The organism is Deinococcus psychrotolerans, from assembly GCF_003860465.1.
Classification (GTDB): Bacteria; Deinococcota; Deinococci; order Deinococcales; family Deinococcaceae; genus Deinococcus; species Deinococcus psychrotolerans.
The window spans coordinates 19,028-41,184 of record NZ_CP034184.1; the positions used below are offsets into that span (position 1 = coordinate 19,028).

General features: G+C 58.1%; 24 protein-coding genes. 19 read left to right on the plus strand and 5 right to left on the minus strand.

Annotation, left to right across the window (positions count from 1 at the left end):
* The first annotated feature begins 298 nt into the window (after positions 1-298).
* The 8 genes from soxR (at position 299) to EHF33_RS13860 (ending at position 7,607) form a co-directional block, all read left to right on the plus strand.
* Positions 299-754, plus strand: a complete 456-nt coding sequence (gene soxR, locus EHF33_RS13820; RefSeq protein ID WP_124873243.1) for a redox-sensitive transcriptional activator SoxR — start codon at positions 299-301, stop codon at positions 752-754.
* Positions 755-1,000: 246 nt separating this feature from the next.
* Entirely contained in the window at positions 1,001-1,264 is a 264-nt protein-coding gene (locus EHF33_RS13825) for a hypothetical protein (RefSeq protein WP_124873245.1), read from the plus strand.
* Between the two features lie 100 nt (positions 1,265-1,364).
* Positions 1,365-1,835: a DMP19 family protein gene (locus EHF33_RS13830; RefSeq protein ID WP_124873247.1), complete on the plus strand. Its 471-nt coding sequence runs from the start codon at positions 1,365-1,367 to the stop codon at positions 1,833-1,835.
* 118 nt (positions 1,836-1,953) lie between these two features.
* A complete protein-coding gene (locus EHF33_RS13835; protein ID WP_124873249.1) occupies positions 1,954-2,133 on the plus strand; it encodes a hypothetical protein in 180 nt (59 codons plus the stop codon).
* Between the two features lie 313 nt (positions 2,134-2,446).
* Positions 2,447-3,223 (plus strand): hypothetical protein, encoded by a 777-nt coding sequence (locus EHF33_RS13840; RefSeq protein ID WP_124873251.1) that lies wholly within the window; start codon positions 2,447-2,449, stop codon positions 3,221-3,223.
* Between the two features lie 344 nt (positions 3,224-3,567).
* Positions 3,568-3,867: a transposase gene (locus EHF33_RS13845; protein WP_124867807.1), complete on the plus strand. Its 300-nt coding sequence runs from the start codon at positions 3,568-3,570 to the stop codon at positions 3,865-3,867.
* Positions 3,864-4,709 (plus strand): IS3 family transposase, encoded by an 846-nt coding sequence (locus tag EHF33_RS13850; RefSeq protein WP_124867809.1) that lies wholly within the window; start codon positions 3,864-3,866, stop codon positions 4,707-4,709. The genes EHF33_RS13845 and EHF33_RS13850 overlap by 4 nt, the downstream gene beginning before the upstream one ends.
* A gap of 723 nt (positions 4,710-5,432) precedes the next feature.
* Positions 5,433-7,607 carry a recombinase family protein gene (locus EHF33_RS13860; protein WP_124873253.1) on the plus strand — a complete coding sequence of 725 codons (2,175 nt, stop codon included), beginning with the start codon at positions 5,433-5,435 and terminating at the stop codon, positions 7,605-7,607.
* Here the strand turns inward: EHF33_RS13860 and EHF33_RS13865 are convergent.
* Entirely contained in the window at positions 7,589-8,314 is a 726-nt protein-coding gene (locus tag EHF33_RS13865) for a hypothetical protein (RefSeq protein ID WP_124873255.1), read from the minus strand. The genes EHF33_RS13860 and EHF33_RS13865 overlap by 19 nt on opposite strands.
* Before the next feature lie 214 nt (positions 8,315-8,528).
* Here EHF33_RS13865 and EHF33_RS13870 point away from each other — a divergent pair, with 214 nt between their 5' ends.
* The 6 genes from EHF33_RS13870 (at position 8,529) to EHF33_RS13895 (ending at position 11,680) form a co-directional block, all read left to right on the plus strand.
* Positions 8,529-8,969 carry a hypothetical protein gene (locus EHF33_RS13870; protein ID WP_124873256.1) on the plus strand — a complete coding sequence of 147 codons (441 nt, stop codon included), beginning with the start codon at positions 8,529-8,531 and terminating at the stop codon, positions 8,967-8,969.
* Positions 8,894-9,241 (plus strand): hypothetical protein, encoded by a 348-nt coding sequence (locus EHF33_RS13875; RefSeq protein WP_124873258.1) that lies wholly within the window; start codon positions 8,894-8,896, stop codon positions 9,239-9,241. Before EHF33_RS13870 ends, EHF33_RS13875 begins: the two co-directional genes overlap by 76 nt.
* Before the next feature lie 66 nt (positions 9,242-9,307).
* On the plus strand, positions 9,308-9,508 hold the full coding sequence (locus tag EHF33_RS13880; protein ID WP_124873260.1) for a hypothetical protein: 201 nt from the start codon (positions 9,308-9,310) through the stop codon (positions 9,506-9,508).
* Positions 9,509-9,640: 132 nt separating this feature from the next.
* Positions 9,641-10,132 carry a hypothetical protein gene (locus EHF33_RS13885; RefSeq protein ID WP_124873262.1) on the plus strand — a complete coding sequence of 164 codons (492 nt, stop codon included), beginning with the start codon at positions 9,641-9,643 and terminating at the stop codon, positions 10,130-10,132.
* A gap of 504 nt (positions 10,133-10,636) precedes the next feature.
* Positions 10,637-11,074, plus strand: a complete 438-nt coding sequence (locus EHF33_RS13890) for a four-helix bundle copper-binding protein (protein ID WP_124873264.1) — start codon at positions 10,637-10,639, stop codon at positions 11,072-11,074.
* Positions 11,075-11,161: 87 nt separating this feature from the next.
* Entirely contained in the window at positions 11,162-11,680 is a 519-nt protein-coding gene (locus EHF33_RS13895) for a DUF305 domain-containing protein (protein WP_206431642.1), read from the plus strand.
* 20 nt (positions 11,681-11,700) lie between these two features.
* Here EHF33_RS13895 and EHF33_RS13900 read toward each other — a convergent pair whose 3' ends face one another.
* Genes EHF33_RS13900 through EHF33_RS13910 form a run of 3 tightly spaced genes read right to left on the minus strand, consistent with a single transcriptional unit; the run spans position 11,701 to position 14,055 of the window.
* Positions 11,701-12,750 (minus strand): sensor histidine kinase, encoded by a 1,050-nt coding sequence (locus EHF33_RS13900; RefSeq protein WP_338135042.1) that lies wholly within the window; start codon positions 12,748-12,750, stop codon positions 11,701-11,703.
* A gap of 35 nt (positions 12,751-12,785) precedes the next feature.
* Positions 12,786-13,472, minus strand: a complete 687-nt coding sequence (locus tag EHF33_RS13905) for a winged helix-turn-helix domain-containing protein (RefSeq protein WP_124873268.1) — start codon at positions 13,470-13,472, stop codon at positions 12,786-12,788.
* A 25-nt stretch (positions 13,473-13,497) separates the two neighbouring features.
* Positions 13,498-14,055, minus strand: coding sequence for a DUF305 domain-containing protein (locus tag EHF33_RS13910; RefSeq protein ID WP_241191354.1), 558 nt, complete (start codon positions 14,053-14,055; stop codon positions 13,498-13,500).
* An 806-nt stretch (positions 14,056-14,861) separates the two neighbouring features.
* Between EHF33_RS13910 and EHF33_RS21750 the strand changes: the two genes are divergently transcribed.
* The 4 genes from EHF33_RS21750 (at position 14,862) to EHF33_RS13925 (ending at position 17,134) form a co-directional block, all read left to right on the plus strand.
* Positions 14,862-14,990, plus strand: a complete 129-nt coding sequence (locus tag EHF33_RS21750; RefSeq protein ID WP_277425540.1) for a hypothetical protein — start codon at positions 14,862-14,864, stop codon at positions 14,988-14,990.
* A gap of 198 nt (positions 14,991-15,188) precedes the next feature.
* The gene (locus EHF33_RS13915; protein WP_124873270.1) at positions 15,189-16,010 is read left to right on the plus strand and encodes a spherulation-specific family 4 protein; all 822 of its coding nucleotides are present in this window, start codon (positions 15,189-15,191) and stop codon (positions 16,008-16,010) included.
* Between the two features lie 125 nt (positions 16,011-16,135).
* Positions 16,136-16,447 (plus strand): hypothetical protein, encoded by a 312-nt coding sequence (locus tag EHF33_RS13920; protein WP_124873271.1) that lies wholly within the window; start codon positions 16,136-16,138, stop codon positions 16,445-16,447.
* Between the two features lie 141 nt (positions 16,448-16,588).
* A complete protein-coding gene (locus tag EHF33_RS13925; RefSeq protein WP_124873273.1) occupies positions 16,589-17,134 on the plus strand; it encodes a DUF421 domain-containing protein in 546 nt (181 codons plus the stop codon).
* 336 nt (positions 17,135-17,470) lie between these two features.
* Here the strand turns inward: EHF33_RS13925 and EHF33_RS13930 are convergent, their stop codons facing one another.
* A complete protein-coding gene (locus EHF33_RS13930) occupies positions 17,471-17,923 on the minus strand; it encodes a response regulator (protein ID WP_124873275.1) in 453 nt (150 codons plus the stop codon).
* Between the two features lie 158 nt (positions 17,924-18,081).
* Between EHF33_RS13930 and EHF33_RS13935 the strand changes: the two genes are divergently transcribed.
* Positions 18,082-22,152: an eCIS core domain-containing protein gene (locus EHF33_RS13935; protein ID WP_164473517.1), complete on the plus strand. Its 4,071-nt coding sequence runs from the start codon at positions 18,082-18,084 to the stop codon at positions 22,150-22,152.
* Positions 22,153-22,157: the final 5 nt, after the last annotated feature.

Here is a 22,157-nt window from a genome sequence, read left to right on the forward strand (position 1 = left end):
GAACTTCGTAATTGAAAGGTGACTTCAAACGTCGCGGGCGCAGTAGGCCGCTCACTGGGGAGCCGGTGCCGGCCAGGTGTTGCTGTATCGACAGCGTGCTGGACGTCCAGGTCAGTGATCAAGAAGGTCAGATTGCCAATTTGCATGGGTGTCCTGTTGGGGGGCGAACGTGCGTTGGTCATCGGCTAGGACGGTGGGTAGACAGGCTCAAGATCAGTTTCATGGCTTCTCCTTGGTCTTGGTGTTCTTCAGCTTAGAACCTCAAGTAAAGTTGAGGTCAACCCCTTGGAGGTGCCTTATGTCTCTACCCGCTTCCCACTGGACTCCCGCCCAACTGGCCGAACGCAGCGGCCTGAACGTCTCCGCGCTGCACTTTTACGAGCGTAAGGGCCTGATCATCAGCACCCGCACCACAGGCAACCAACGCCGCTATCCGCGCGACACGGTGCGGCGGCTGTCCTTTATCCGCGCCGCCGTGCATGTGGGCTTACCGCTGGCCGACATTCGTCTGGCACTGGCTAGCCTGCCTGCCGGACGCACTCCGACGGCTGCAGACTGGGAACGTCTCTCGAAGAGCTGGCGTGCCGAACTTGACACCCGCATTGCTACGCTGACCCGGCTGCGCGACGATTTGGGCGGGTGCATCCGTTGCGGTTGTCTGTCGCTGGAGCGTTGTGCGCTGTTTAATCCAAGCGACGAGTACGGCGGGCAGCATCCAGGAAAAAATACGCTGATGGAGACACGGGTTCGGTGAATTGCGGGATAATGGGCGTTCAGTATTAGGTGCGGAGGAGGTCTTGATCTATCTCAGACTCCTGCGTGACCCTTCCTCGCTGCAGGCGTCTCTTTGGCGCATGTTCTGGTTCCTTGTCTCAGGTCATACGGTGTACTGGGAGAGCTGAACTCCCCAGCTTCCAGCGCCGCTCCGGGGACGTTTCGCTGTCCGATACGAACACGACGCGCACACCTTCACGCCGCACACGGAAGCTAGAACACACGTATGAACGAAACTGCCAACTCCGCCCGGCCCGCCGCAACCACCCTCGACTTCGTTGCTCTGGAACTGCCGCCCCACTGGGACGGAAAGCACACCATCCACGTGGCCGATGACGAGGGCAACGAAGCCCAGATGACCGTCGAGCCGTGTGTGGCCAATGCAGTCTGCCGCGCCGCCCTCCTGGCCCGACACGGCCTGTGCAGCCGCATTGACCTCGGCCTAGATTCCTCCGGGCTGCACATCGTCAGCGTCTACTGGGAGAGCTGACCGCCCCCCAATTCTAGTGCCCCTTCGGGGCCATTTTTACTGTCCTGGCGCAACACAAACGGCACACCAACACCCTCGGCACGCAAGCTAGAACACGAGTATGAGCGAAACCCTCCAGCCCGCCCCGACCGCCGCCGCCACCTTCACCGCCCAATTCGACGACTACATCTGCGCGCAGCTGCGGCCCTGCAACGAAAGCCGCCTGGACTTCGCCGAGTTTGTCGACAGCCTCTCCCAGCGCAACAGGCACGCTCTGGCGGTGCAGGCCTTCCACGGCCAGGTCTGCAACGGCGGCTTCTCGCAGTGGTTTGGAAATGGGTATTACGATGACGATCTGGCCACGCTGAACAGGGCGTTGGCGCGGATGGAGCAGACCGAGCTGGTGAAGGCCGTCGCCGCCCTGATCGACCGGGCCACCCAGATCATCGTGAATGACGACGGCTACGACGCCAAGCATCACGACCTCAGCGATCACGGGTACGAGGCCCTGGACGGCTTGGACAACGCCTACTACGCGGTCGCCGAGGCGTTCGATGCCCTATTCTCCGAATACTTCATGACCTGGGCCTGAGCTGCCCGGTTCGCCCTGCTGACCGCCCGTAATTGGGCGGTTTTTGCTGTCTGTGACACACGCAAGCCCTACAGCAACGACACACCAACGCCCTGCGCACCCAAGCTAGAACACGGGTATGCAAACCACCCTGTCCGACCGCCAACGCGGCCTACTCCGCGCCACCGCCCCCGCCATGATCCGCCCCTCGGCCACCCTGCTCGAGCGCAAGGGCGGCGGCTACCCTAAGCGCTTCTACCGCCAGCTCAAAGCCGAGTACACTGCCACCCACGAGATCCTCGGAGGCATCGAGTGGTAGGCAGAGTTCACACCGGCCCTGCTGATCAGCGCCGTCCGGAATTACGAACACGCCCAGCAGCGCCTGAATCAGGCCCGCCGCCTGCCCCGCACCTTCCTGTGTGCCCGCATCCGGAATGTGGCTCAGGACAACGAGTCGGTGGCGCTGGAGGTGCTCGAAACCATGTCCAACATCGCCAACCGTGCGCCCAAGCTCCACTGAATTTCCACTTCGCCAGACGCCCCTTCGGGGGCGTTTTTTGCTACCTGAGAGAGACGCGGTCTGCACAGGAACGACACACCAACCCGCCGCGCACGGAAGCTAGAACACGTGTATGAATGACACCTTGAAGACCGCCCTGGCCACCGCCGTCACCGCCGCCACCGAAGCTCTCGAAGCTGCCCAGCAAGACCGCTTCACCGAAGCGCGCGAGCTTCTCAGCATCGTGGCCGAGCAACTCGCCCTCGGTGAAGGTGGGAACGCCGCTGCCGCCGCCCGCCGCAAGAAGATCCTGCGCCTCCAGGCTGAGACGCAAGCCCTGATCGATGCCGCGCCGGTGGAGACCGAACTGGTCGAAGCTGCACCGGTCGAGCCGGAGCCGACCGAGGAAGCGCAGGTTGAGGCTCCCGTCAACCTGCCGCTCCTCACCCCGCTGCCCCCAGTGGCTGACGCCGCCGCTGAGCTGGCCGACAAAGCCCCGCGCAAAGCCGCCGCCCCGATTTACTTGACCCCGGAAGCTTGGGGCCGCGTGGCGCTCGCCCTGCGTGCCCAGGGCATCGACGCTGGTGAGCAGGATGCCGTGGCCGACGAGCACGACGCGGCGGCCGAGTACGCCAGTATCGAGCGCAACACCTACGCGGCGAAGGTCGCGCAGCGGGTGGCGCTGCTGGATCGCGTGCAGGCGGCAGCGCTACGCGGCGAGGTAGACGTAGCCAACACCGCCTGGGATCGGCTGTTCGACGTCGTGACGGCCCTGCGGATCAGCGAGCTGAACGCCCGGCGCAAGGGGGCAGATGAAGTGGAGCAGGCCGAGAAGTTGGCCAATTACACTGCTGCCCGCGAGGACAGCCTGCGTATCCGGCAGTGGGCGCGGAGCGTTCAGGCCGCCTGACCGCCCTGGCGCTGGCCCCTGCGGGGGCCTTTCCTGTGGCAGCTGGCAATAAACCGTGGACTTGCCTCGGAAAACACGATCCAGCGAACTGTGCAGATAGAGATTTTCCATAGCTGGGCGAAGCACGAAGCGCACACCGACGATGGAAGCTGGGAAACCAGCAAACAACAAGACTTGCGCCAAAGCCGCCCTAAGGCGTGCTGGCCAGAGTACAACACCCCAACTTTGCTTGATGAAATGATTCCAGTTTGTCAGATCTGGAATGAACCCCCTAGAGAGGACCAACGGCCAAGCCACTTTGCCCCGACCAGCCGTTAGGCTGATCACAGCGCGAAGGAGCATTCATGCCAGGACGCAATCACAGCCGTGAATTCAAGCTTCAGGTCGTCAACCAAATCAATTCAAGCCAGCGAACGACCGCTCAACTCAGCCGGGAACATGGTTTAGTGCCCAGCCTGATCCACCGTTGGCGCAAAGAGGTCGAGGCGCGCGGAGAAGCCGCCTTCACCGACGGCGTGGCCACAGATCGCAGCGCCGAGCTGCGGATTGCTGAGCTGGAGCGGTATTGCGGCCAACTTGCCTTAGAAAACACCATCTTGAAAAAATCGCTGGCGACGTACCGCTTGAACAAAGGCACCAAATGATCTCGGATGCGCGACACGCGCATCCCACGGTGTCGGTGCGTCGCCTGTGTGAGCTGCATGCGGTCAGTCGGTCGTGGTACCTCCGTCAACGAAACCGCGCAGTCATCGACCAAGATCAACGACTCGCTACTGACATTGAAGCAGTGGTGCTGAAGTGGAACGGCTATGGGTATCGGCGGGTCACTCGCGAACTGGCACGCAGCGGGCAGTCCATCAATCACAAACGCGTTCTGCGGGTCATGCGGGAACATCGCTTATTGTGTCGACCCAAGCGGCGTTACCAGCGCACCACCGATTCCACTCACAGCGAGAAACGCTTCCCCAATCTGCTCCCACAAGTGATTCCAACCCAACCAGATCAGGTCTGGCAAGCTGATCTGACGTATGTGAGGGTGAAGCAGGGTTTCGTCTACTTGGCATGCGTGCTGGACAGTTTCACGCGTGAGATCGTGGGCTGGTCAATGTCAAAGTTTATCGACGCCGACCTATCACTGGCCGCGCTGAATAACGCGCTTGCTGCTCGCAATCCAGCACCTGGACTCCTTCATCACTCTGATCAAGGTGTCCAATATGCCAGCCGGCTCTATATCGCCCGCCTGCGGGCGATGGGTATCACGCCAAGTATGTCCAGAAGAGGCAATCCCTACGACAACGCTCGCATGGAAAGTTTCTACAAAACTCTCAAAACAGAGGAGGTTGATCTTCAAGATTATGCTGATCTGGACGATGCACAGCGCCATGTGAACCACTTCATCGGTAAGCTTTACAACCAAGAACGCCTGCATTCCAGTCTCGGCTACGTCCCACCTGCCGAGTTCGCCGCCCGCTATCATCCAGCCTAGAAGTGACTTGCCTGCTGGTCCTGCGCTTTGGGTTCACTCCAATCAGCAGAAAAGGACGCCTTACCCCACTAAGAGAAAGCGTCCTTACTGACTCCCCTACAGCGCAAGACCGAAAGGAGCAACATGAACACTAACACCTCTCAGTACCCGACACTTTCTCCTTCAGCTTTCTGGTGCGGTGTCCAGAGTTGAAGGAGGTTCAGAAACTCGTCTGTCAAAGCACTTACTTGTCGGGAGCAGGCTCGGACGAGTGCGCGGAGCCCCAGAGTCACGACGCTCCAGGCGGGACGTCCATGTTTTTTGAGTGCTCTGTCCTGGTTGATGCCAACCAGGACGCTCCAGAGATAGGCCAGAGTCAAGAGACACAATAACCGTGCCACATGACTCCGAAGGATCATGTGCGTGTTTTCTAACTTGAAGCCTTTGCTTTTCAGCGCCCTGAAGAGGCATTCCACGTCCCAACACCAGTACAGCTGTAAAGATAGAAGCCACTAGGCCTATCATCGGGGCGGACAGCCTCGTTCGGCTCGCTCGCTTCATCCACCGCAGCAAAGCTGCGGCTCCTGTACAGGACGGTCACCTATGCCCGGACCCGATCTCCCCCCCCGTCCACCCTCTGGCTGAGTCTATCCCCAGCGCGTCAACAGCGCCTTCTACAGGTGTTGGTTCGGCTGTTGGAACGGCAGCTGCGGCCCACCGATCTGGACAAGACGCAGGAACCGCATGACCGTGCCCACTGACCTGCGGCGGCATCACAAGATTGAGGTGAACCACCTCGATCGGCTGGCCATCGTCTACGTACGCCAGTCTACGCTGGCCCAACTCCAGCACCATCAGGAATCGACCCGGCTGCAGTACGCGCTCGTCCATCACGCCGCCAACCTGGGCTGGGATCCGGAGCGCGTGCTGGTCATCGACGATGACCAGGGGAAATCTGGAACGACCGCGACGGGTCGTCCAGGCTTCACCCGTCTGGTGACCGAGGTGAGTCTCGGTCACGTCGGTCTGATCCTCGGCATCGAGATGAGCCGTCTGGCTCGCTCGAACCGCGACTGGCACCATCTGCTGGAGGTATGCGCACTGTTCCAGACGTTGATTGGGGATGCAGATGGCATCTACAGTCCCGCCGACTACAATGACCGGCTGTTGCTCGGCCTGAAAGGCACCATGAGCGAAGCGGAACTGCACATTCTCAAGAACCGCATGCATCAGGGCAAACTCAACAAGGCACGTCGAGGGGCGCTGGGTACGCCTATGCCGACTGGCTACATTCGTGACGCCTACGGGCAGATTCAGATGGATCCGGACGAGCAGGTGCAGCAGGTGATCCGACTGATCTTCCGGAAATTTGAAGAGTTGGGCACCCTGCATGCACTGCTTCAATACCTGGTTGAGGCACGGATTCAGTTGGGCGTCCGCTCGCGGACGCGCGCCGGTGGAGGTCTGTTGACATGGCGTCGGCCGAACCGGATGACCTTACAGAATCTGCTACACAACCCGATGTACGCCGGTGTATACGCGTATGGACGGCGGCAGGTCGACCCCAGGAAAAAGCTCGCTGGGCGCAGCTCGACGGGACGGGTGACCCTCCCGCCGGATCAGTGGCATGTCCTGCTGAAAGATCATGTTCCCGCCTATATCAGCTGGGATCAGTACCAAGAGCATGTCGCTCGTATGGGAGCGAATCGCAATGTCGCGTCGTTGTCCGGTGCCCCGAAACGGGGCACTGGACTCCTCAGCGGCCTGCTGATCTGTGGGCATTGCGGACACCGCATGGTGGTGTCGTACCAGACCATGCCTACGGGATCTGCACTGCGCTACAGCTGCATCCGGCAGGTCACGGATTACGCGGGCCCATCCTGCTTCAGCTGTACGGGTACAACCGTGGACAGCTGGGTCGTGACCCAGCTGCTCGACGCTTTGACGCCCGCCAGCGTGGCGCTCTCGCTGGAAGCGCAGTCCACGTTAAATCGGGACCGTGAAGCGCTGGATCAACACTGGCACGCTCGCCTGGAGCGGGCGCACTATGACGCAGACCGTGCGGCCCGTCAATATCAGGGGGTCGAGCCAGAGCATCGTCTCGTCGCGCGTTCCCTGGAACGCGCCTGGGAACAAGCCCTTGAGGCCGAGCGTACCTTGAAAGAGGAGTACGAGCGACACCTGCATCTGCAACCTCGGCAGTTGACCATGGACGAAATCCTCCAGGTACAGAGCCTATCGACAGCATTGCCCGCGTTGTGGTCAGCATCGACCACAACGCTGCAGGACCGGAAGGAGATATTACGGCTGGTGATCAAGCAGATCACTCTCTGGGGCACGGCCAACAACGAGCGGATGGAAGTGCGCATCGAGTGGCAGGGCCAGCATGTGACAGAAGGTCAGCTGATCCGGCCCGTTGCCCGGCTTGACCAAGTCAGTACCTACGCAGAGGTATGCCAACGAGTGAAGGCCGGGGTGGCACAAAAAAGAACAGCGCTGGACGTGGCCGACGAGCTGAATGCGGCCGGGCTGCGTCCACCCAAGCGTCGGACCACTTGGAATACAGCCCAGGTTCGTGATCTCGCCCAACGTCTGGGACTACAGTTTTCTCAGGGCAGAGATGGCCGGGCTGTCCGACCGAGGCGTCCCCCGCGTACGGGGGACTGGTGGACGCTGGATGGGCTGGCACAGGCACTGAAGATGCCCGTGGTGACCCTGTACACGTGGGTGCGGCGTGAAATTGTCAAGGGTGAACAGCCTAAACCCGGTCAGCCATGGCGCGTCTGGGCAGACGATGCCGAAGTCCAGCGGCTGCACGACCTTCGAGCTGAACCAGCGAGTGTTCGGGAACATCGCCGGTGGGTCAACAAGGCAACATCTATGCTGAATAAGCCGGAGGTTCAAGATGTATCACCGTAATCGCGTTGGCCCGTCTCAATCTTCCAGCGTTTGCGGTACCCCCTCAATATTCGGCTGGCCGCCATGGCATTGCTTGCCACGATCAGGGGTTCCCCCTGATCCGTTCTAGTTAGCACCACGTTCATTGGCAAGCCGTAGACCACCGCATCGTCTAGCACAATTCCTTTGGTATTGGGCTGGTGGTCGCTGAGCCAGTCGCTCGCGGGTAGGCCGTCGATACGAGTATCCATCCGCAGCCGAACAGTGATGGGCAATCCTTTGGCCGCCAGACCCTCAATCCACACCTGACCAATGAATTCTCGATCTCCATAGATGGTGGCAACTTCGCAACAGCCAAGCAGAGTCAGTGCCTGGTCTAGCAAGATCAAGCGGGTGTCGGTATCGCTGTTACCGCCGTGCGGTAACAGCTCAAAGAGCAGCGGAACCGCCACGCCCCGCCAGTTGACGGCCAGCACCAGAGCGTTGACGTCCGTCAGGCCCAACTTCCAGTTTGTGCGATCAACGATGAATTCACGGCGCTTGGAGTCGGGCAACAAGGCCAGCACCAGACGGGCAACATCTTGAGAGCATATCGGATGCCCGTCAAAGAAGCGTTCAATTCTGCGAATGACCGAGGCTGTCTGAGCGTTGCCGCAGCAACGCTCGGCCAGTGCAGCGTGGCGCACATCTTTGGCCTGAATCAGCGCCAGGACGAGCAGAGCCAGCACATCCACCTGGTTTTTGCGGTATTCGGGGAAATGAGAGACGAAGCAGACCTGTAATGACGTCAGAAGAGAGGGAGACGCATTCTGTTTTGACGTACTGGACGATGAGTTTCAAGTCCTCTCGAAAACTGTCGGGTACTGAGCTAACACCTTCACCCCGACCAACGGCACTTACGAATTCCAGAACTCTTTCAATTACGTCAACAACACCTACGTGGTGACGGGCGCGGATCTGGTCGAGGTCTACACGATCACGGTGGCGCACTACCCGAGCGAACTGCTGACCACCATCAGCAAGGCTGCTTTCGCGGTGCTGCTGGCTGCCGCTCAGAGCTGGGGCCGCATCCTGTTTGTGGCTGCGCCCGAGCCGGTGGAAGTTGCAGTCCCGATTGGGAACGCCGTCGCCTGCCAACTGCACCGCGAATTGGGCCGCCTGGGCTATCGCGCCCACGACCAGACCGCAAGCGAAGTGCTGGGCCGCGCCGTGACCAGCCTTGCTGCCCTGAGCACCGCTGAGCGCGATCTGGTACGCGAGTACGCCTACGGGCAGATGGGCCTGATGGTCGGAGACTGGGCGGCGGCGTGGTCTCCCCGTTCGCCCGTCTCCGCACCCTCTCGCAGTCCTCAGCGGGTCGTGCACAGATCCACGGCCTGCTGACCAGTCTCGCGCCCCAGCTGGCCCCAGTTGAGGCGGCGGGTTATCTGGCCCGCGTCGAGGCCCAGCCCAGAGACTGGAAGATTCACTTCGAAGCGGGAGGCGACGCATTCAAAGAACTGGCGGTAAAACAGCGAGACGCCGTGCCGGTTCTCAGCAGCAAGTTTGGATCGCCGGAGTGGTACGCCGAAGGCGAGGTGCTGAGCCGTCAGATCGACGCGGCGCTGAACGTGCTGCTGGATGAGGTGGGCCGGCTTGCCGAGTCTACGGCCTGATCCTCGCTTGTACGCCTACGCCGCCGCCCCTCACCGGGTGGTTTTCGCTTGCTTTATCCTCAGCCCATGCCCCGCGTTCAGCTCATTGACACGATCACCGGCGAGATCATTGAAGACCTTGGCTGGTTCGAGATGGCCAGCCAGGCCCGCATGGCTTGCGGCAGGCACGCCGAGTGCCTTCTGGTTTGGGCCCTCAGTCCAGACGGGTTGTGGGTTGCCGGGGAGGAAGACGAGGTGTATCAGGTCGAAGCGGATCTATCGAATTGAGGCTTTGGCGAATTCGATGTTAGCTCTCCCTCCATTTTCTGAATTTCTTTTGAGACTCTTCTCACCGTCTCCGCTGCAAGACATGTTGAGATATGAGCGGAAGATACAATTTAACCCTCAGGAGGTTTCGCCATGACAAGGATTACCGCTGCTTTTTCGACCGAACAGCAAGCTCAGAGCGCAGTCGACGATCTGCGCACGCACGGATTCACCGATGCTCACCTATCCATTTTGCGCTCTCATGGAGGACACCTCGAAGGCAAGCCGCCTGGTGACGTGACGGAAGGTACGACAAAGGGAGCGGTCGCGGGTGCGGGCGTAGGAGTCTTGGTTGGTCTGGCGGCACTGGCCATTCCTGGTGTCGGACCGCTGATTGGTGCGGGCGCTCTGGTGTCGGCTCTGGGAACCGCAGGCGCGAGTGCTGCTGTAGGGGCCGCTGCTGGCACCGCGCTGGGTGGGCTGTCTGGGGCGCTGGCTGATGCTGGCTACTCGGCAGATGATGCCCATTATTACGGCGAAGCTGTCGGACGCGGCGATATTCTGGTCGCTGTTGACGCTGACGACGCGCAGGTGACTCAGATCAGCGACGTGCTGCGCTCGCATGGTGGTCTGTTCCGCGCCTAATCTCTACCTGCAAGACCTAAGCGCTTTCAGCAAAGGGGACTTCGGTGTTGTACACCAACAGGGAGTCCCCTTTGCCGTGCAGTGTGGTACTGAATTCTCGTGGGCTTGCCGGAATGAACGGTAGACTGCCTGTTCCTCACCTGCTGGAAGGTTGAGAAATCGCCGCCCTCAAGAGTGGCTCGAACAAAGGCCGCCGCACAAGATCAAGCAGAACTTGTTCCGGGCCGCCGGATAAAACTTACTCGCCATCCCCTCTGCTGCCGAGGCATCTTGCTGCGTCCGGAGTGGGCGGCCCTGCAGTACCGTGATCGTCGCCCTAAATGCGCTGTCACTGAACCACGTGAAGTTTGTACGGGCCATCCCCGCGTCTACTCAGTCTGCGCCGTCTTAAGCCAGCATTGAGGGAACGCGCCGCTTTACAAGGGCTTAACACGCTGCCACGCACAATGGGAAGCGAGCATTCAAAGTGCATCCACTTTCCGCCCATTTCCTGGAGGTAATCTCATGACCCAGAACGCCAGTTTCGCCCTTTCCCGCATGTTGCAGACCCATCCGCAGATCAGCAAATCACCCTTTGATCTGGACGCTCTGACCGAGTGCATCGACGCCTGCTTTGAGTGCGCTCAGATTTGTACGTCCTGCGCTGACGCCTGTTTGGGTGAGACCGAACATGCCGGACACCTGATGCACTGCATTCGCCTGAATTCCGATTGCGCCGACATCTGCACCACCACCGGGCGCGTCTTGGTGCGCCAGACTCAACCCGAGATGGCTGTCATCCGCGCTCAGCTTCAGGCGTGTCTGGCCGCTTGCAAAGCGTGCGGCGACGAGTGTCAGGGCCATGCCGAGAAGATGGACATGAAGCACTGCGCGATCTGTGCCGAGTCCTGCCGCCGCTGTGAGCAGGCCTGCCAGAAAATGCTGGACGGCCTGAGCACCTGAGCTTTGTCATTTCATCTTTATGAAGTTCGCTGCCGTCTGCTGGCGCAAGTTTTCTGGCAGGCGGTTTTTTCTGTCAAGGAGTAGGCCATGAACGAACCTATGAACCGCCCACCTGCATCTCAAGACTCAAGTCACAAACCGGTGGAGAAGATGGGCGGCAGCTATGGACGCTTTGCGGCCATGATCGCCACCTCCACCGTCATCATGTACGGCCTGATGTATTTGAACACCTATGAACTGGATCACATCTATTTCAGTCAGACGCGCATGTGGATGGCGCTTTACATGGGCGCGGTGATGGCCGTGATCATGCTCGGGTACATGCTGAATATGTATAGGAGCAGCCGAACCAACCTCGGCATTCTGCTCGGTAGCATCGCCGTGTTTGCTGGGTCGCTCTGGCTGGTGCGCTCACAGGCCACGGTGGGGGATGTGGCTTGGATGAAAGCCATGATTCCGCATCACTCCATTGCCATCCTGACCAGCGAGCGGGCCAACATTACCGATCCCCGTGTGCGCAAACTCGCCGACGGCATCATCAAAGCCCAAGTACGTGAAATCGCCGAGATGAAGGCGCTTGTCAAGGACTTGGAAAGCAAGAAGTAAACCCAGGGGCTGGCGGTTTCTCAGTGAGAATGGGCCGCCAGCAGTGCCAGGGTAAAAATGCTGCCCGCCTGACTCGATCTCACCGTCAGGCTTCCGCCCATGCGGGTCGCCAGACCACGGGCGATGGTGAGTCCCACGCCGCTGCCGTCGCCACGCGTGCGGGCTGGGTCAACCCGGTAGAAGCGCTCAAAGATGCGGCTCTGGTGTTCAGGCAAAATGCCGCTTCCCGTATCTGCCACCGTGAACAGCACATCGCCGCCACGGTGTTCGGCCCCTAGCGCAACCTGGCCCCCGCTTGGCGTGTGCCGCAGGGCGTTGCCCAACAAATTGGCAAGAATCTGTGAAGCCCGCTCAAAGTCCGCCGTAACGAGCGGTAATGTTTTACCTTCAAGGCGCACCAGCGACACGCCGCGCTCCTCATACACCCCCAAAAATCGCTCGTAAGCGTCTATCAGAAGGGCGCTTGGGGCAAAGTCGCTGGGATGCAGTTCCACTGCGCCGGCTTCCACCCGCGACACCACGCTCAAATCCTGGGCCAGCCGTTCCATTGCCGCCGTTTCACGCAGGATGGCCCCCGATACTGCTTCCGGGGTCATCACGCCGTCGTTCATGGCCTCGGCATAGCCGCGCAAGGCTGAGAGGGGCGTCCTGAGTTCGTGGGCCACGTTGGAGATCAGTTCCACCCGGCCCTGTTCTACCTGCTGGAGCGCAGCGGCCATGCGGTTAAAGTGCCGCGCCACATCGGTCAACTCGTCCCGGCCTTCTTCTGGAAGCCTTCGTTCGTAATTGCCTGTCGCAATGGCGTGGCTGCCATCGCGCAGGAGTTCTACCGATTTCACCACCCGCCGCGCCGAGAGCAGCGCAGTGAGGGCTGCTACCACCAGCGCCAGCGGCAGCGAGACCAGTAGCGCCGAATTCAGGGTGCGCCGCACGCCGCGCTCCAGATCTGGGCGCAGAGACGCGCTGTCCGGGCCGATCAGCGTGACCATTTGCTCGACGTGGTGGCGGATAAACGCTGAGGCCAGCGTTTCGCTGATCAGCAGCACCGCGCCCAGCGCGATGCAGATCACCAACAAGTGAGACAGAAACAGGCGGGCATAGAGTTTCAGCCGTCCTCACCTCCCTCTTGGGCGTCCATGAAGCGGTAGCCCACCCCACGCACCGTTTCAATGAAGCGGGGAGCGTCGGCGTCGTCGCCCAGTTTGCGGCGCAGGCCGGTGACATGTACGTCCACCACCCGCGCCGTGCTGGGAAAGTCATCGCCCCAGACCCGTTCCAGCAGGCGCTCACGGGTCCAGACCAGCCCCGGATGCTGCGCGAAGGTGCTGAGCAGGTCATATTCCAGTTTGGACAGTTCCAAGCTTCGACCGCCCAGCGTGGCACGGCGGGTTCGCAGGTCCAGCTCCAGTTCGCCGCTGCGAATTTCATGACGCACACCCGCACGTCTGAGCAGGGCGCGAACGCGGGCCACCACCTCGCGTGGACTGAACGGTTTGACCACATAATCATCGACGCCCAGATCCAGGCTGCGAAGTTTGTCCTCTTCTTCCCCGCGTGCGGTCAGCATTAACAGGGGTAAATCCAGACCCGCGCTACGTGCCTCGCGGGCCAGTTCCAGCCCGCTGACCCCTGGCAGCATCCAGTCCAGCACGGCCAGGTCTGCGCGTGGCAACAACTCGCGGGCATACTGACCGTCCGCCGCCTGCAACACCTCATAGCCCTCGCCACTCAGATAAGCGTGCAAGATTTCGAGGATGGCTGGGTCATCGTCCACGATCAGAACACGGGCCATACCCCTCCCCTACACACTTTGAATTCTAGAATCCGCGCTTGATCAGCCACTGCCGGTAAGCGTACATCTCGTCGGCCTGGCTGCGAATGATGTCGTGGGCCAGACCCAGCACGCGGCTGTCACTGCTCTTTTGCAAAGCCAGACTTGCCATATCGATGGCGCTGGCGTGGTGCGGCAGCATGCCCTCCACCAATCCACGGTCGCTGTCTTTGTTGGTCTTGAGTGCAGTGACCATGTTTTTCATTTCGCCTGTCATCTCAGTCTGGACGCTCTTGTCCACGCCGCCGAGAGTTCCCAGCCAAGTGTTCATTTCGCCAATCTCTTTCTGTTGAGCACTAATGATCTCCACCGTCCAGCGTTTGACTTGGGCGTCCTTGAGGGTATTCAGGACGGTTTTGCTCATGTCCACTGCGCCCTGATGGTGAACGATCATCATCGAGAGGAAGGTACGGTCAAAGGCTTTGCCCTTCAAGGTTTCCAGGCGGCCATTCATGGTGGCTCCGTGGTTCATACCAGGCATGGTCATCTGAGCATGGGCTAGGGGCAGGAGGTTGAGGGTCAGAAGCAGTGCAAAGGGTTTCATGACTTCAGCGTGGGGCAGGGGTGTTAAGAGCGTGTAAAGCGTGAGCATGGGTTATGGTCGCGTGTAATCCAGCAGTGGGGGTACATCGTCGAACAGGCCAGCGTCAGGGTGCAGAATGGCACTTCCCCAAAACTCGCCGCCGTGCGGCAAAGCTGTAAACAGCTCTTAGACATAGCGCTGCGAGGCAAGTACTGCTCCTTACTGCTTCCCAGACTGACCCGGACGCCGTGGCACCACCAGATTGCCGTTCGCTTCATACCCGCGACGTGGCGAGCCTCGTGGTTGGTCAGTCATCCGCAGGGGCGATCAAAGCTTTGTGGAACGTCAGTGCTTGCCCGCATACCATGACGGTTAGCACCCCAGGTGGTTCGCCGGTTCCTTTGGATCTCTCGACGGTGACTGGAGGTAGGGCGAGTCTGAAGCAAAAAATGAAGTTCTTGACCAATCCGTGACCGGTAGATGCTGTTACCTTCGCCGGGAAAGTGGGACGAGATTGCGGACGAATACTTCCGTTTGAAACGCGAGTAATCAGAATCTTACCGCCGCCGGTAAAACCTCGAGGTCGACCATGTTACGGGCGGTAGTAACATGGTCGGCATCATCTTGTCAGCACTGTCAAAGCGATAAACGCGCCAAGCGGCATCCCTTTGACAGTGCGCGTTTGAAACGTGGGCTGCTGTCTACCTTGGCCTCCTCATCGTCTGAAAGACTGTCCAACTAAAGCCCAGCTCGCACAATGCTTGATATCGAGGACGTCGTGACCCTTAGCGAGTGGCAGCCCCCCTGCGCTCGCCAAGTCATCCCAAATGCGAAGACGGGTGGCCGGGCGCTGGAGCCGCACGTCGTCCCTGCTGCACGAGGTTATGGGCGGCACCCTCGATGTGAAAGTCGACGAAGCCAAAGGCTTGCTGCTGCGGGCCTGGAGAGAGGAATGAACCTCAGCATCTTGCACCCGAGTGGCCAGTGCGAAGAGGAGGCTGACCTGATGCTTAGGATCGACGCACGGAAAGTGATCTGAAGTCCGCCCATTTCATCTCCCGTTGACTTTCACATGCTTCAGCCTTAATGTTACTTAGTTCACATTTTTTGGGGAGGATTATCCCTCGATTCAACTCTTCCCACAAGGAGCATTCATGAAATGGATTATTACCGCGCTATCCGCCACGCTATTCCTCTCCTCCTGCAGCCAGTCGACTTCTCAGCCCAGTGCAGCGACACTGACCAAGCAGGATCTGAGTGGCCCATCCAAGCCATCTCTTTTGATCCCCATGTACATGTATCCGTCCGCTGCACCTTTTAACAGGGTTGCTGCTCTTCAGGCCGCCCATCCCGACCTTTTCGTGACTGCGATCCTCAACACAGATTTAAATCTGGCAACCTCACGGGCCGCCTTGAGAGCAGTCATTCCGTCCATGATTCAAGAAGGTGTCTTCTTGGTCGGCTATGTGGATACGGGCTACGGCAGTATTTCTGCGGCAGATGCCAAAGCCAAAGTCAATCAGTGGCTCCAGTACTTTCCTGAAATTCAGGGCATCTTCTTTGATCAAGCTGGCGACAATACGGCGCTGACACCGGTCAAGAACAATCTCGCGTACTTCCGGGATTTGTATAGGTACGTCCGTACCACCAAGAAGCTGGATTTGACCGTTCTGAATCCTGGAACCTGCGCTCCAGCAACGTACTTCGATGGCAAGGCAGCCGATTTCGTCGTGACGAAGGAAGGTAGCGCAAGCACACTTGACCCGAACTACTTCACGTCCACATGCAACCGGGACGGAGGAATGTCAGCCGCTATCTTTTACAACGGAGCGACCAATCCCACAACAAACGGCAGTCTGGCAAGCCTTTATACCCGTGTAGGTGCTGTCTACTTCACGGACGATACCCTGCCCAATCCCTACGATGCCCTCCCAGCGTACCTTGAGAGCGTTGCTACAGCACTCGACACCCCCTGAGCTCACTTCGCCGAATCACAGTTCAATTGGGAATAGGATTTTTATCCTGTTCCCTTTTTATACGTAAGCTGGTTGAGGGTTTGGGCTGGAGTCGGGCAGGCGTGTACGCCTGCTACCATTACGCCATGTCCAGAAATGTCCTTGTTCGTTTTGTTCCGCCTGCACCGGTCAAGATCAAGACCAGCAAAACCGAGTCCCGCACCCGCGAATGGGACGGTGAGAGGCTGGCAGCGTTCCTGCAAGAAGGTTTAGAGATCTGGGCAGGAGACAAGCATCCGGACTTTGAGATGAGGGTGGCCGTGTCGCGCCAAGCGGAGATTCGCTTCGAGAACTGGAAGCCGGACAAGCAGGAAGCGGAGGGACTGCGGGCGGAGATTGGCGAGCAGATCAGCTTGGTGCTGGAAGGCATCGAGCCAGAAGATTACCTGAGCGAGTGAAGAATCAAAAAAGGCCCCCGCCACTGGCATCAGCTAGGGCGGGGGCGTTGGTCTTGACGGTGTGATCTGTAATGCACCCTGAGCCGGTGTCCTTGAACCAGTCCTGCGCGTTCAGTTTCAGATCATCAGGTACAGTGGCGCATGAACACCCTTATGACGGTGCTGCACACGCTCCTCACTCCGCAAGATGGGTGGTCTGCTGAGTTCTTCCTGCGGGTGGCCCTGTCCGTCCTCCTCCTGTTCGCGTTGGTGATCTTCATCGCCCGCGCTTTCGGTTCGCGCACGTTCGCGTCGTTCACCTCCTTTGATTTTCTGATTAACGTCACCGCCGGTTCGCTGGTGGCCAGCGCCATTATGGGTAAGAACCTGATCGGCGGCGCACTGGCGCTGCTGTGCTTAGCCGGACTGCAATGGCTGATCTCTTTCTTCAGCGCTCGGTTTCGCCCCTGGCATGACCTGGTGGACAACCCGCCGGTGGTGCTAATCGAACACGGTCAGTACCAGCACCGCGTCATGCGCCGCGTGCGCGTTTCAATGCAGTCTCTAGAACAGCAACTCAGAAACCAAGGCGTCACTGAGGTAGAGAAAGTGCAGTTCGCCATCTTGGAATCCGGCGGCACCATCTCGGTCATTTCCGGTGATGCGTCCCAGAGATCAGTGGGCACCCTGCCGCGCCGGACAGGTTAATCATCTCGCCCTTTCGCGCAGCGCAGTTCACGGGTCAGGAACTTCAGCGTACTCCCGTTGAATTGACCTGACCGCGCTCCTCACCTGCAAGCCGGAGCAAGCGTATCCACGCTAGGAAAGCGCATGAGACTCGCCCCACCATACTGAGTTGCCACGTCATTGCTGATCATTTTGTGGGAATCCGTTCCAAAAGAGCTTCGGTCCGCCCGATTGCCCTCAGGTCACCGCTATTCGTCTTCGGTAGATTCAACGATGCTCTCGACATTCATAGAAACGGCGCTGTTATTGCCTTTGGGCGGTGGAGATCTCAGCAACAAAAAAGCGCCCCCGCTCGGCTCAGGCCGGTGCGGGGACGGCTTTTGCGGACTTATGGCTTTTAGGGCTGGGCAACATGGCGCTCCGCCAGAAGCTCAACAAGGCAGACAACTGGCGCTGGAACCCTGAAAACTCGAGGGACTTCACTATATAAAAATTGGCCTGTAGATCGTACGCCTCGGTGATGTCTTTCGGCCTTTTCGACGTGCTCAACATCCCTACCGGTAAGTGCCACAGTTCGGATGTCGTCTTAATCACCTTCAGGATCTCAAAGCCGTTCATCTCTGGCATGTTGACATCCAACAACAGCAGATCAGGGAGTTGAGCGCCAGCCTTGAAGCTCGCGAGGACAGCTGGGCCTGAGTCACTAAAGGTGAATTCACATTCCAGACCAGGGTAGTTCAACGCTTCTTCAGCCAGCAGACAATCCGCGTAGTTGTCGTCTATCAGCATCAAGCGAAATGGACGATTCATTTCTTAGAGCTCGCAGGAACCACAAGCGTCTTCATGAGAGATTTACTTTAACACAGCACCTTCGTTTGAACCAGAGACCTCAAGATAAGATTTGGAATTCAACTGGACTGGACCGACGACGGGAGGAACCTCATTCTTACCGTCAGCTAAACTATCTCATGCCGGAATACGAGCAAACGCACCGCCCTTCTCCTACGGTTGCCAAGCCTACCGAGTCCAAAGCACCGGCTAAATCCCCCTCGTTGCAGCGCCAACAAGCGCAAACACCTGAGCAGCGAACCGCCGCCATCCAGCGCCAAGCCAAGCGCACCGCTCAGCAGCAAGTCAAATTTCAACTTCAGCGCCAGATTGAAGAAGAACGCTCGCGCCATTTGGTGCCGTTCCAAGCGGAAACGATTTTCGATTCAACGACAGTGCAGCGCTTTGTGCAATCGGTATCCAGCGCTTTACCGCAACGAGCAGCCCGTTCCAAAGCAGCAGGCATTCAAGCCGTTCAGCGTAAAAGCGCTACTCAAGCTCAATTGCCGCTCCGCGAAAGCCATCAGCAAATCAAACTCGGCCAGATTCAAAGAAGTTTGGGCAATCAGCTTTCACGGCCTAGTTTGCAACGTCAACAGCAAGCCGCTTCGGTGTTGAGCGCCCTGAGTCTGCAACGTGAAGCCATGCAAGGCGTATTACAGCAGCAGGTCAGCTTGCAGCGGCAAATTAGCGACGGGCAAGCCACATTACCGAGCGGTGCTTTTGAAGCGGCTTTGCAGCGTCAAGCAGGCCCAGCGCCTTTAACCCAAAGGCCCAGCACTCCGGCGCAGTGGGTACAAGCTGCCCAACTTGAAGTGCAGCGCGTGGCCGATCCAGCCAAACCCGGTCAACCTCGCTGGATGAGTGTTCAACACCGAGACCAGCACGTTGGCGTGCTGCGATCCGTCGGCAGTCAGTTGGCACAGGGCTTCAAAGCAGACCGTGGCCCTGCTGTCCAGCGCTACGCCGACTACGGTTTGCAAATCGCCACCTTGCAGCGTCAAATCCAGACCAGTGGTATTCCCCGTGTGGTCATGAGTCAAATCCCTGCTTCGGAGCGGCCCAGCTTGCAGCGGGCAATGGATGAGGCGTTGCAAGGCCTCAAAGAGCAAGACGAACAAGATCAAACAGCCCTGAACATTCACGCACTACAACGTCAACTGACCGACCTGAATAACCAAGCCGAACAGCCGGTGATGGAACGCATTCAGGCTCGGCGCGGCAGCGGAAACCCGCTGCCGGAAACGGTACAACGCCATTTGGAAGCCGGACTCAATCATAATTTGAGCAAGGTCAGGATTCACGACGACAGCGAAGCGGACAAGTTGGCCAAAAGCGTTCAAGCGGTTGCGTTTACCACGGGTTCGGATATTTACTTTCAAAGCGGCAAGTTTAGCCCCAATACCCAAAGCGGCCTAGAGTTGATTGCCCACGAAGTCACGCACGTGAAGCAGCAAGCCAGCGGGCAAGTCGGCAAGGGCATTGATCCTGATGCGGGCTTGGAAGCGCAGGCGCAGCAAATGGGCAAACAAATGGCGCATACGTTCGGCGCTCAACCGATTCAAAGTAAAGCGCCGCAGTCCGCAAAGAAGGCCGTGCCGCAAAACAAAGCCTTGCCTACCAATCCATATGCACCGGGGGTTTACACCAAGGCGGCTGCTTTACAACGGGTGCAAGCGGGTACGGTTCAAGCTGCGCTCCATCATCCGTTTGCCAGTATGCAGCGGCAGGAAAGCGGTACGCTCCAGCGCTTTGGCCTGTCTGATCTGAACCCGGTCAACCTCGTCAAAAAAGGGGCAGAGTGGGCTGCCGACAAAGGCAAAGACCTACTCGCCAAGGGACTCACCATCATTCCCGGTTACAAGCAGCTCTGTATGACTTTTGGTAAAGACTTAGTGACGGGCAAGGCGATGGCGCAAGACCCCAACGCGTTGCTAGATACCTTGGCCAATTGGGTGCCGGGGCCGCTCAAAGACATCATTAAAGCGGTTAAGGAAAGCAAAGCTATACCCAAAGCGTGGGCGTGGTTCAAAGGCGAGTTGGGCAAACTGCGGCTCGGTGACTTGATGGGTGATATCGGTGACGCCATCAAGAGTTTGAGCATTGACAAAGCCAAAGCCGCCGTGATGGGGCGCGTCAGTACCCTCAAAGGCATCATCACTGGCAGCGCCAAACGCATTGCTGACATCGTTTTGACGGCCATCGCCGCCGGACTGGGGCCAGTCGGACAAAAAGTGGTGGCAGCCCTGCGGAGCAGCGGTGACATGATTGTGCAGGTACTGAAAAACCCAGCCAAATTTGCCAGCAATCTGTTGGCGGCACTCAAGAAAGGCTTCGGACAGTTTGGGAGCAATGCTCCCAAACACTTCCAAAACGGCGTTGGCACTTGGTTGACCGGCGCAACAGGGGTGTCACTGCCGCCCAAATTGGACTTGCCCGGCATTTTCATGACCGCTTTGACGATCATGGGCTTGACCTATCAGAACTTTCGTGGGCGTTTGGTCAAAGCGGTGGGCGAGCAGAAAGTCAAATTGGCTGAGGGTAGCGTTCAGCTCATCAAAACCTTGCAAGGGGGACTTCACAAAGACCCTGATGTGAAGGGTCAACAAGGTGGAGTGGGGAGCGAAGTCTTAGCGGGGATTAAAAGCGAAGTGCAAAATTCGCTGATCTTGGCAGGCATCAAGAAAGTGGTGGGGATGCTCATTCCGGGCGGCGGGTTTTTAACGGCAATTGTCGGGGCATTTCAAAGCGTGCAGTTCGTGATTCAGCAAGGCAGCCAGATTGCAGGCGTGATTATGGACGCCTTGAGCAGCGTGGGGGCAATTGCGGCGGGCAATATCGGCGGTGCGGCCAACTTGGTGGAACGCAGCTTATCGGGTGCTATACCGCTGGCATTGGGTTTCGTGGCGAAATTGGTGGGGATCGGCAATTTGGGCGGCAAGATCAAAAACACCTTCGCGAAAGTCAAAGCTCGCTTGGATAGAGTCGTCGATAAAGTGGTGCTTAAGGCTAAAGGACTGATTGGAAAGCTCAAAGTTGGGGTCGCTAATACTGCACAGAAGGCTAAAGCATTCATTTCTGGCATTTTTGGCAAAAAGAGTTTCAAAACCAAAAAAGAGCAGCACAGCGTTTGGGTAGACTTTAAGAGTAACACCCCAACGCTGATGTTGGCCAGCACGCCACGGGAAGCCCGCGTTCAACTCCACTATGCTCACACCGAAGCTCTTGAGCGCAATGCGAGCAAGAAAAATGAAGCTGATACCCATCTCGCTCAAGGCCAAGCGGTGGTGACTCAGGGGATTGCCGAATTGAAAAAAGCGGCGTCAGCAGCGACAGGGAAGCCCTCCAAAGCAAAAACAGACCCCAAGATTTTCCTCACCAAGCTTTCGGCACAGTACACTGCTCAGCTTGCACCCATCGCTCAAAAGCTATTTGATTTGGCCGAATCGGGCACAGCGCGTCAAGGCAGCGTCTTACCTCCACACACGGTTACATTTGAGTGCAAACCATCGTTGGATTTTGCAGAATACAAGCGACAACTCGGCATTTCGCAAGCCGTACTCAGAGGAATGTCAGCCGAAGAATTTTTCAAACGGCGAGCACAGTTTAATTTTGTAGTGCCACAGGAAAAAGTGGAACGTAAACTGAGCGTTAAGAGTCAGAACGGGCGCGATGACTATCACGAAAAGCCTGCTATGTCACAAGCCAAAGCTCAAGCCGCCAAAGAATTGCAAGATTTTCTATCTGACCCCAATGGTTCTGCGATTGTCGCTCTTAAAGTCAACAAGATTCAATCACTGATGGAAATGGTTCGCCTTTCAACTGTCGACAAGTTGAAAAATACGAAAAAGGCTGATGAAAAGGCCAAGCTCAGCAGACAACTCTTGAAAATAAGTGACGGTATGGATACACTTAGTAATGCTTCAAGTAATATGGATGCAGGAAAAACCAAATCTGCGGCAAAAAGTATCTTAGGTTGTCTAACTGTTCTTCACAGTCTTGATCAAGTCGCAAGTGGTTTGCCTTCGCAATTGGCTGGCAAGGGATTAGATGCTTACGGAGATGCTCGTGTAGATTTTTCCATTGGCGGTTCTTGGTTACAGAAAGATCGCTTATCCGGTTTAGAGGGGCATATCCGTAAGAATATAAGCACAAAGAATTATCCAATGACGAAGTTGACTCCTATCAGCCTCACTGTTATCAAAACTTAAGGAGC

Excerpts from the sequence above, each read along its gene's own strand:
- EHF33_RS13885 (WP_124873262.1), top strand. The coding sequence starts at position 9,641 with ATGACAAGGATTACCGCTGCTTTTTCGACCGAACAGCAAGCTCAGAGC.
- EHF33_RS13840 (WP_124873251.1), top strand. The coding sequence starts at position 2,447 with ATGAATGACACCTTGAAGACCGCCCTGGCCACCGCCGTCACCGCCGCC.
- EHF33_RS13880 (WP_124873260.1), top strand. The coding sequence starts at position 9,308 with ATGCCCCGCGTTCAGCTCATTGACACGATCACCGGCGAGATCATTGAA.
- EHF33_RS13930 (WP_124873275.1), bottom strand. The coding sequence starts at position 17,923 with ATGAATCGTCCATTTCGCTTGATGCTGATAGACGACAACTACGCGGAT.
- EHF33_RS13915 (WP_124873270.1), top strand. The coding sequence starts at position 15,189 with ATGAAATGGATTATTACCGCGCTATCCGCCACGCTATTCCTCTCCTCC.
- EHF33_RS13925 (WP_124873273.1), top strand. The coding sequence starts at position 16,589 with ATGAACACCCTTATGACGGTGCTGCACACGCTCCTCACTCCGCAAGAT.
- EHF33_RS13890 (WP_124873264.1), top strand. The coding sequence starts at position 10,637 with ATGACCCAGAACGCCAGTTTCGCCCTTTCCCGCATGTTGCAGACCCAT.
- EHF33_RS13905 (WP_124873268.1), bottom strand. The coding sequence starts at position 13,472 with ATGGCCCGTGTTCTGATCGTGGACGATGACCCAGCCATCCTCGAAATC.
- EHF33_RS21750 (WP_277425540.1), top strand. The coding sequence starts at position 14,862 with ATGCGAAGACGGGTGGCCGGGCGCTGGAGCCGCACGTCGTCCCTGCTG.
- EHF33_RS13845 (WP_124867807.1), top strand. The coding sequence starts at position 3,568 with ATGCCAGGACGCAATCACAGCCGTGAATTCAAGCTTCAGGTCGTCAAC.
- EHF33_RS13895 (WP_206431642.1), top strand. The coding sequence starts at position 11,162 with ATGAACGAACCTATGAACCGCCCACCTGCATCTCAAGACTCAAGTCAC.
- EHF33_RS13850 (WP_124867809.1), top strand. The coding sequence starts at position 3,864 with ATGATCTCGGATGCGCGACACGCGCATCCCACGGTGTCGGTGCGTCGC.
- EHF33_RS13920 (WP_124873271.1), top strand. The coding sequence starts at position 16,136 with ATGTCCAGAAATGTCCTTGTTCGTTTTGTTCCGCCTGCACCGGTCAAG.
- EHF33_RS13910 (WP_241191354.1), bottom strand. The coding sequence starts at position 14,055 with ATGAAACCCTTTGCACTGCTTCTGACCCTCAACCTCCTGCCCCTAGCC.
- EHF33_RS13825 (WP_124873245.1), top strand. The coding sequence starts at position 1,001 with ATGAACGAAACTGCCAACTCCGCCCGGCCCGCCGCAACCACCCTCGAC.
- soxR (WP_124873243.1), top strand. The coding sequence starts at position 299 with ATGTCTCTACCCGCTTCCCACTGGACTCCCGCCCAACTGGCCGAACGC.
- EHF33_RS13830 (WP_124873247.1), top strand. The coding sequence starts at position 1,365 with ATGAGCGAAACCCTCCAGCCCGCCCCGACCGCCGCCGCCACCTTCACC.
- EHF33_RS13935 (WP_164473517.1), top strand. The coding sequence starts at position 18,082 with ATGCCGGAATACGAGCAAACGCACCGCCCTTCTCCTACGGTTGCCAAG.
- EHF33_RS13835 (WP_124873249.1), top strand. The coding sequence starts at position 1,954 with ATGCAAACCACCCTGTCCGACCGCCAACGCGGCCTACTCCGCGCCACC.
- EHF33_RS13860 (WP_124873253.1), top strand. The coding sequence starts at position 5,433 with ATGACCGTGCCCACTGACCTGCGGCGGCATCACAAGATTGAGGTGAAC.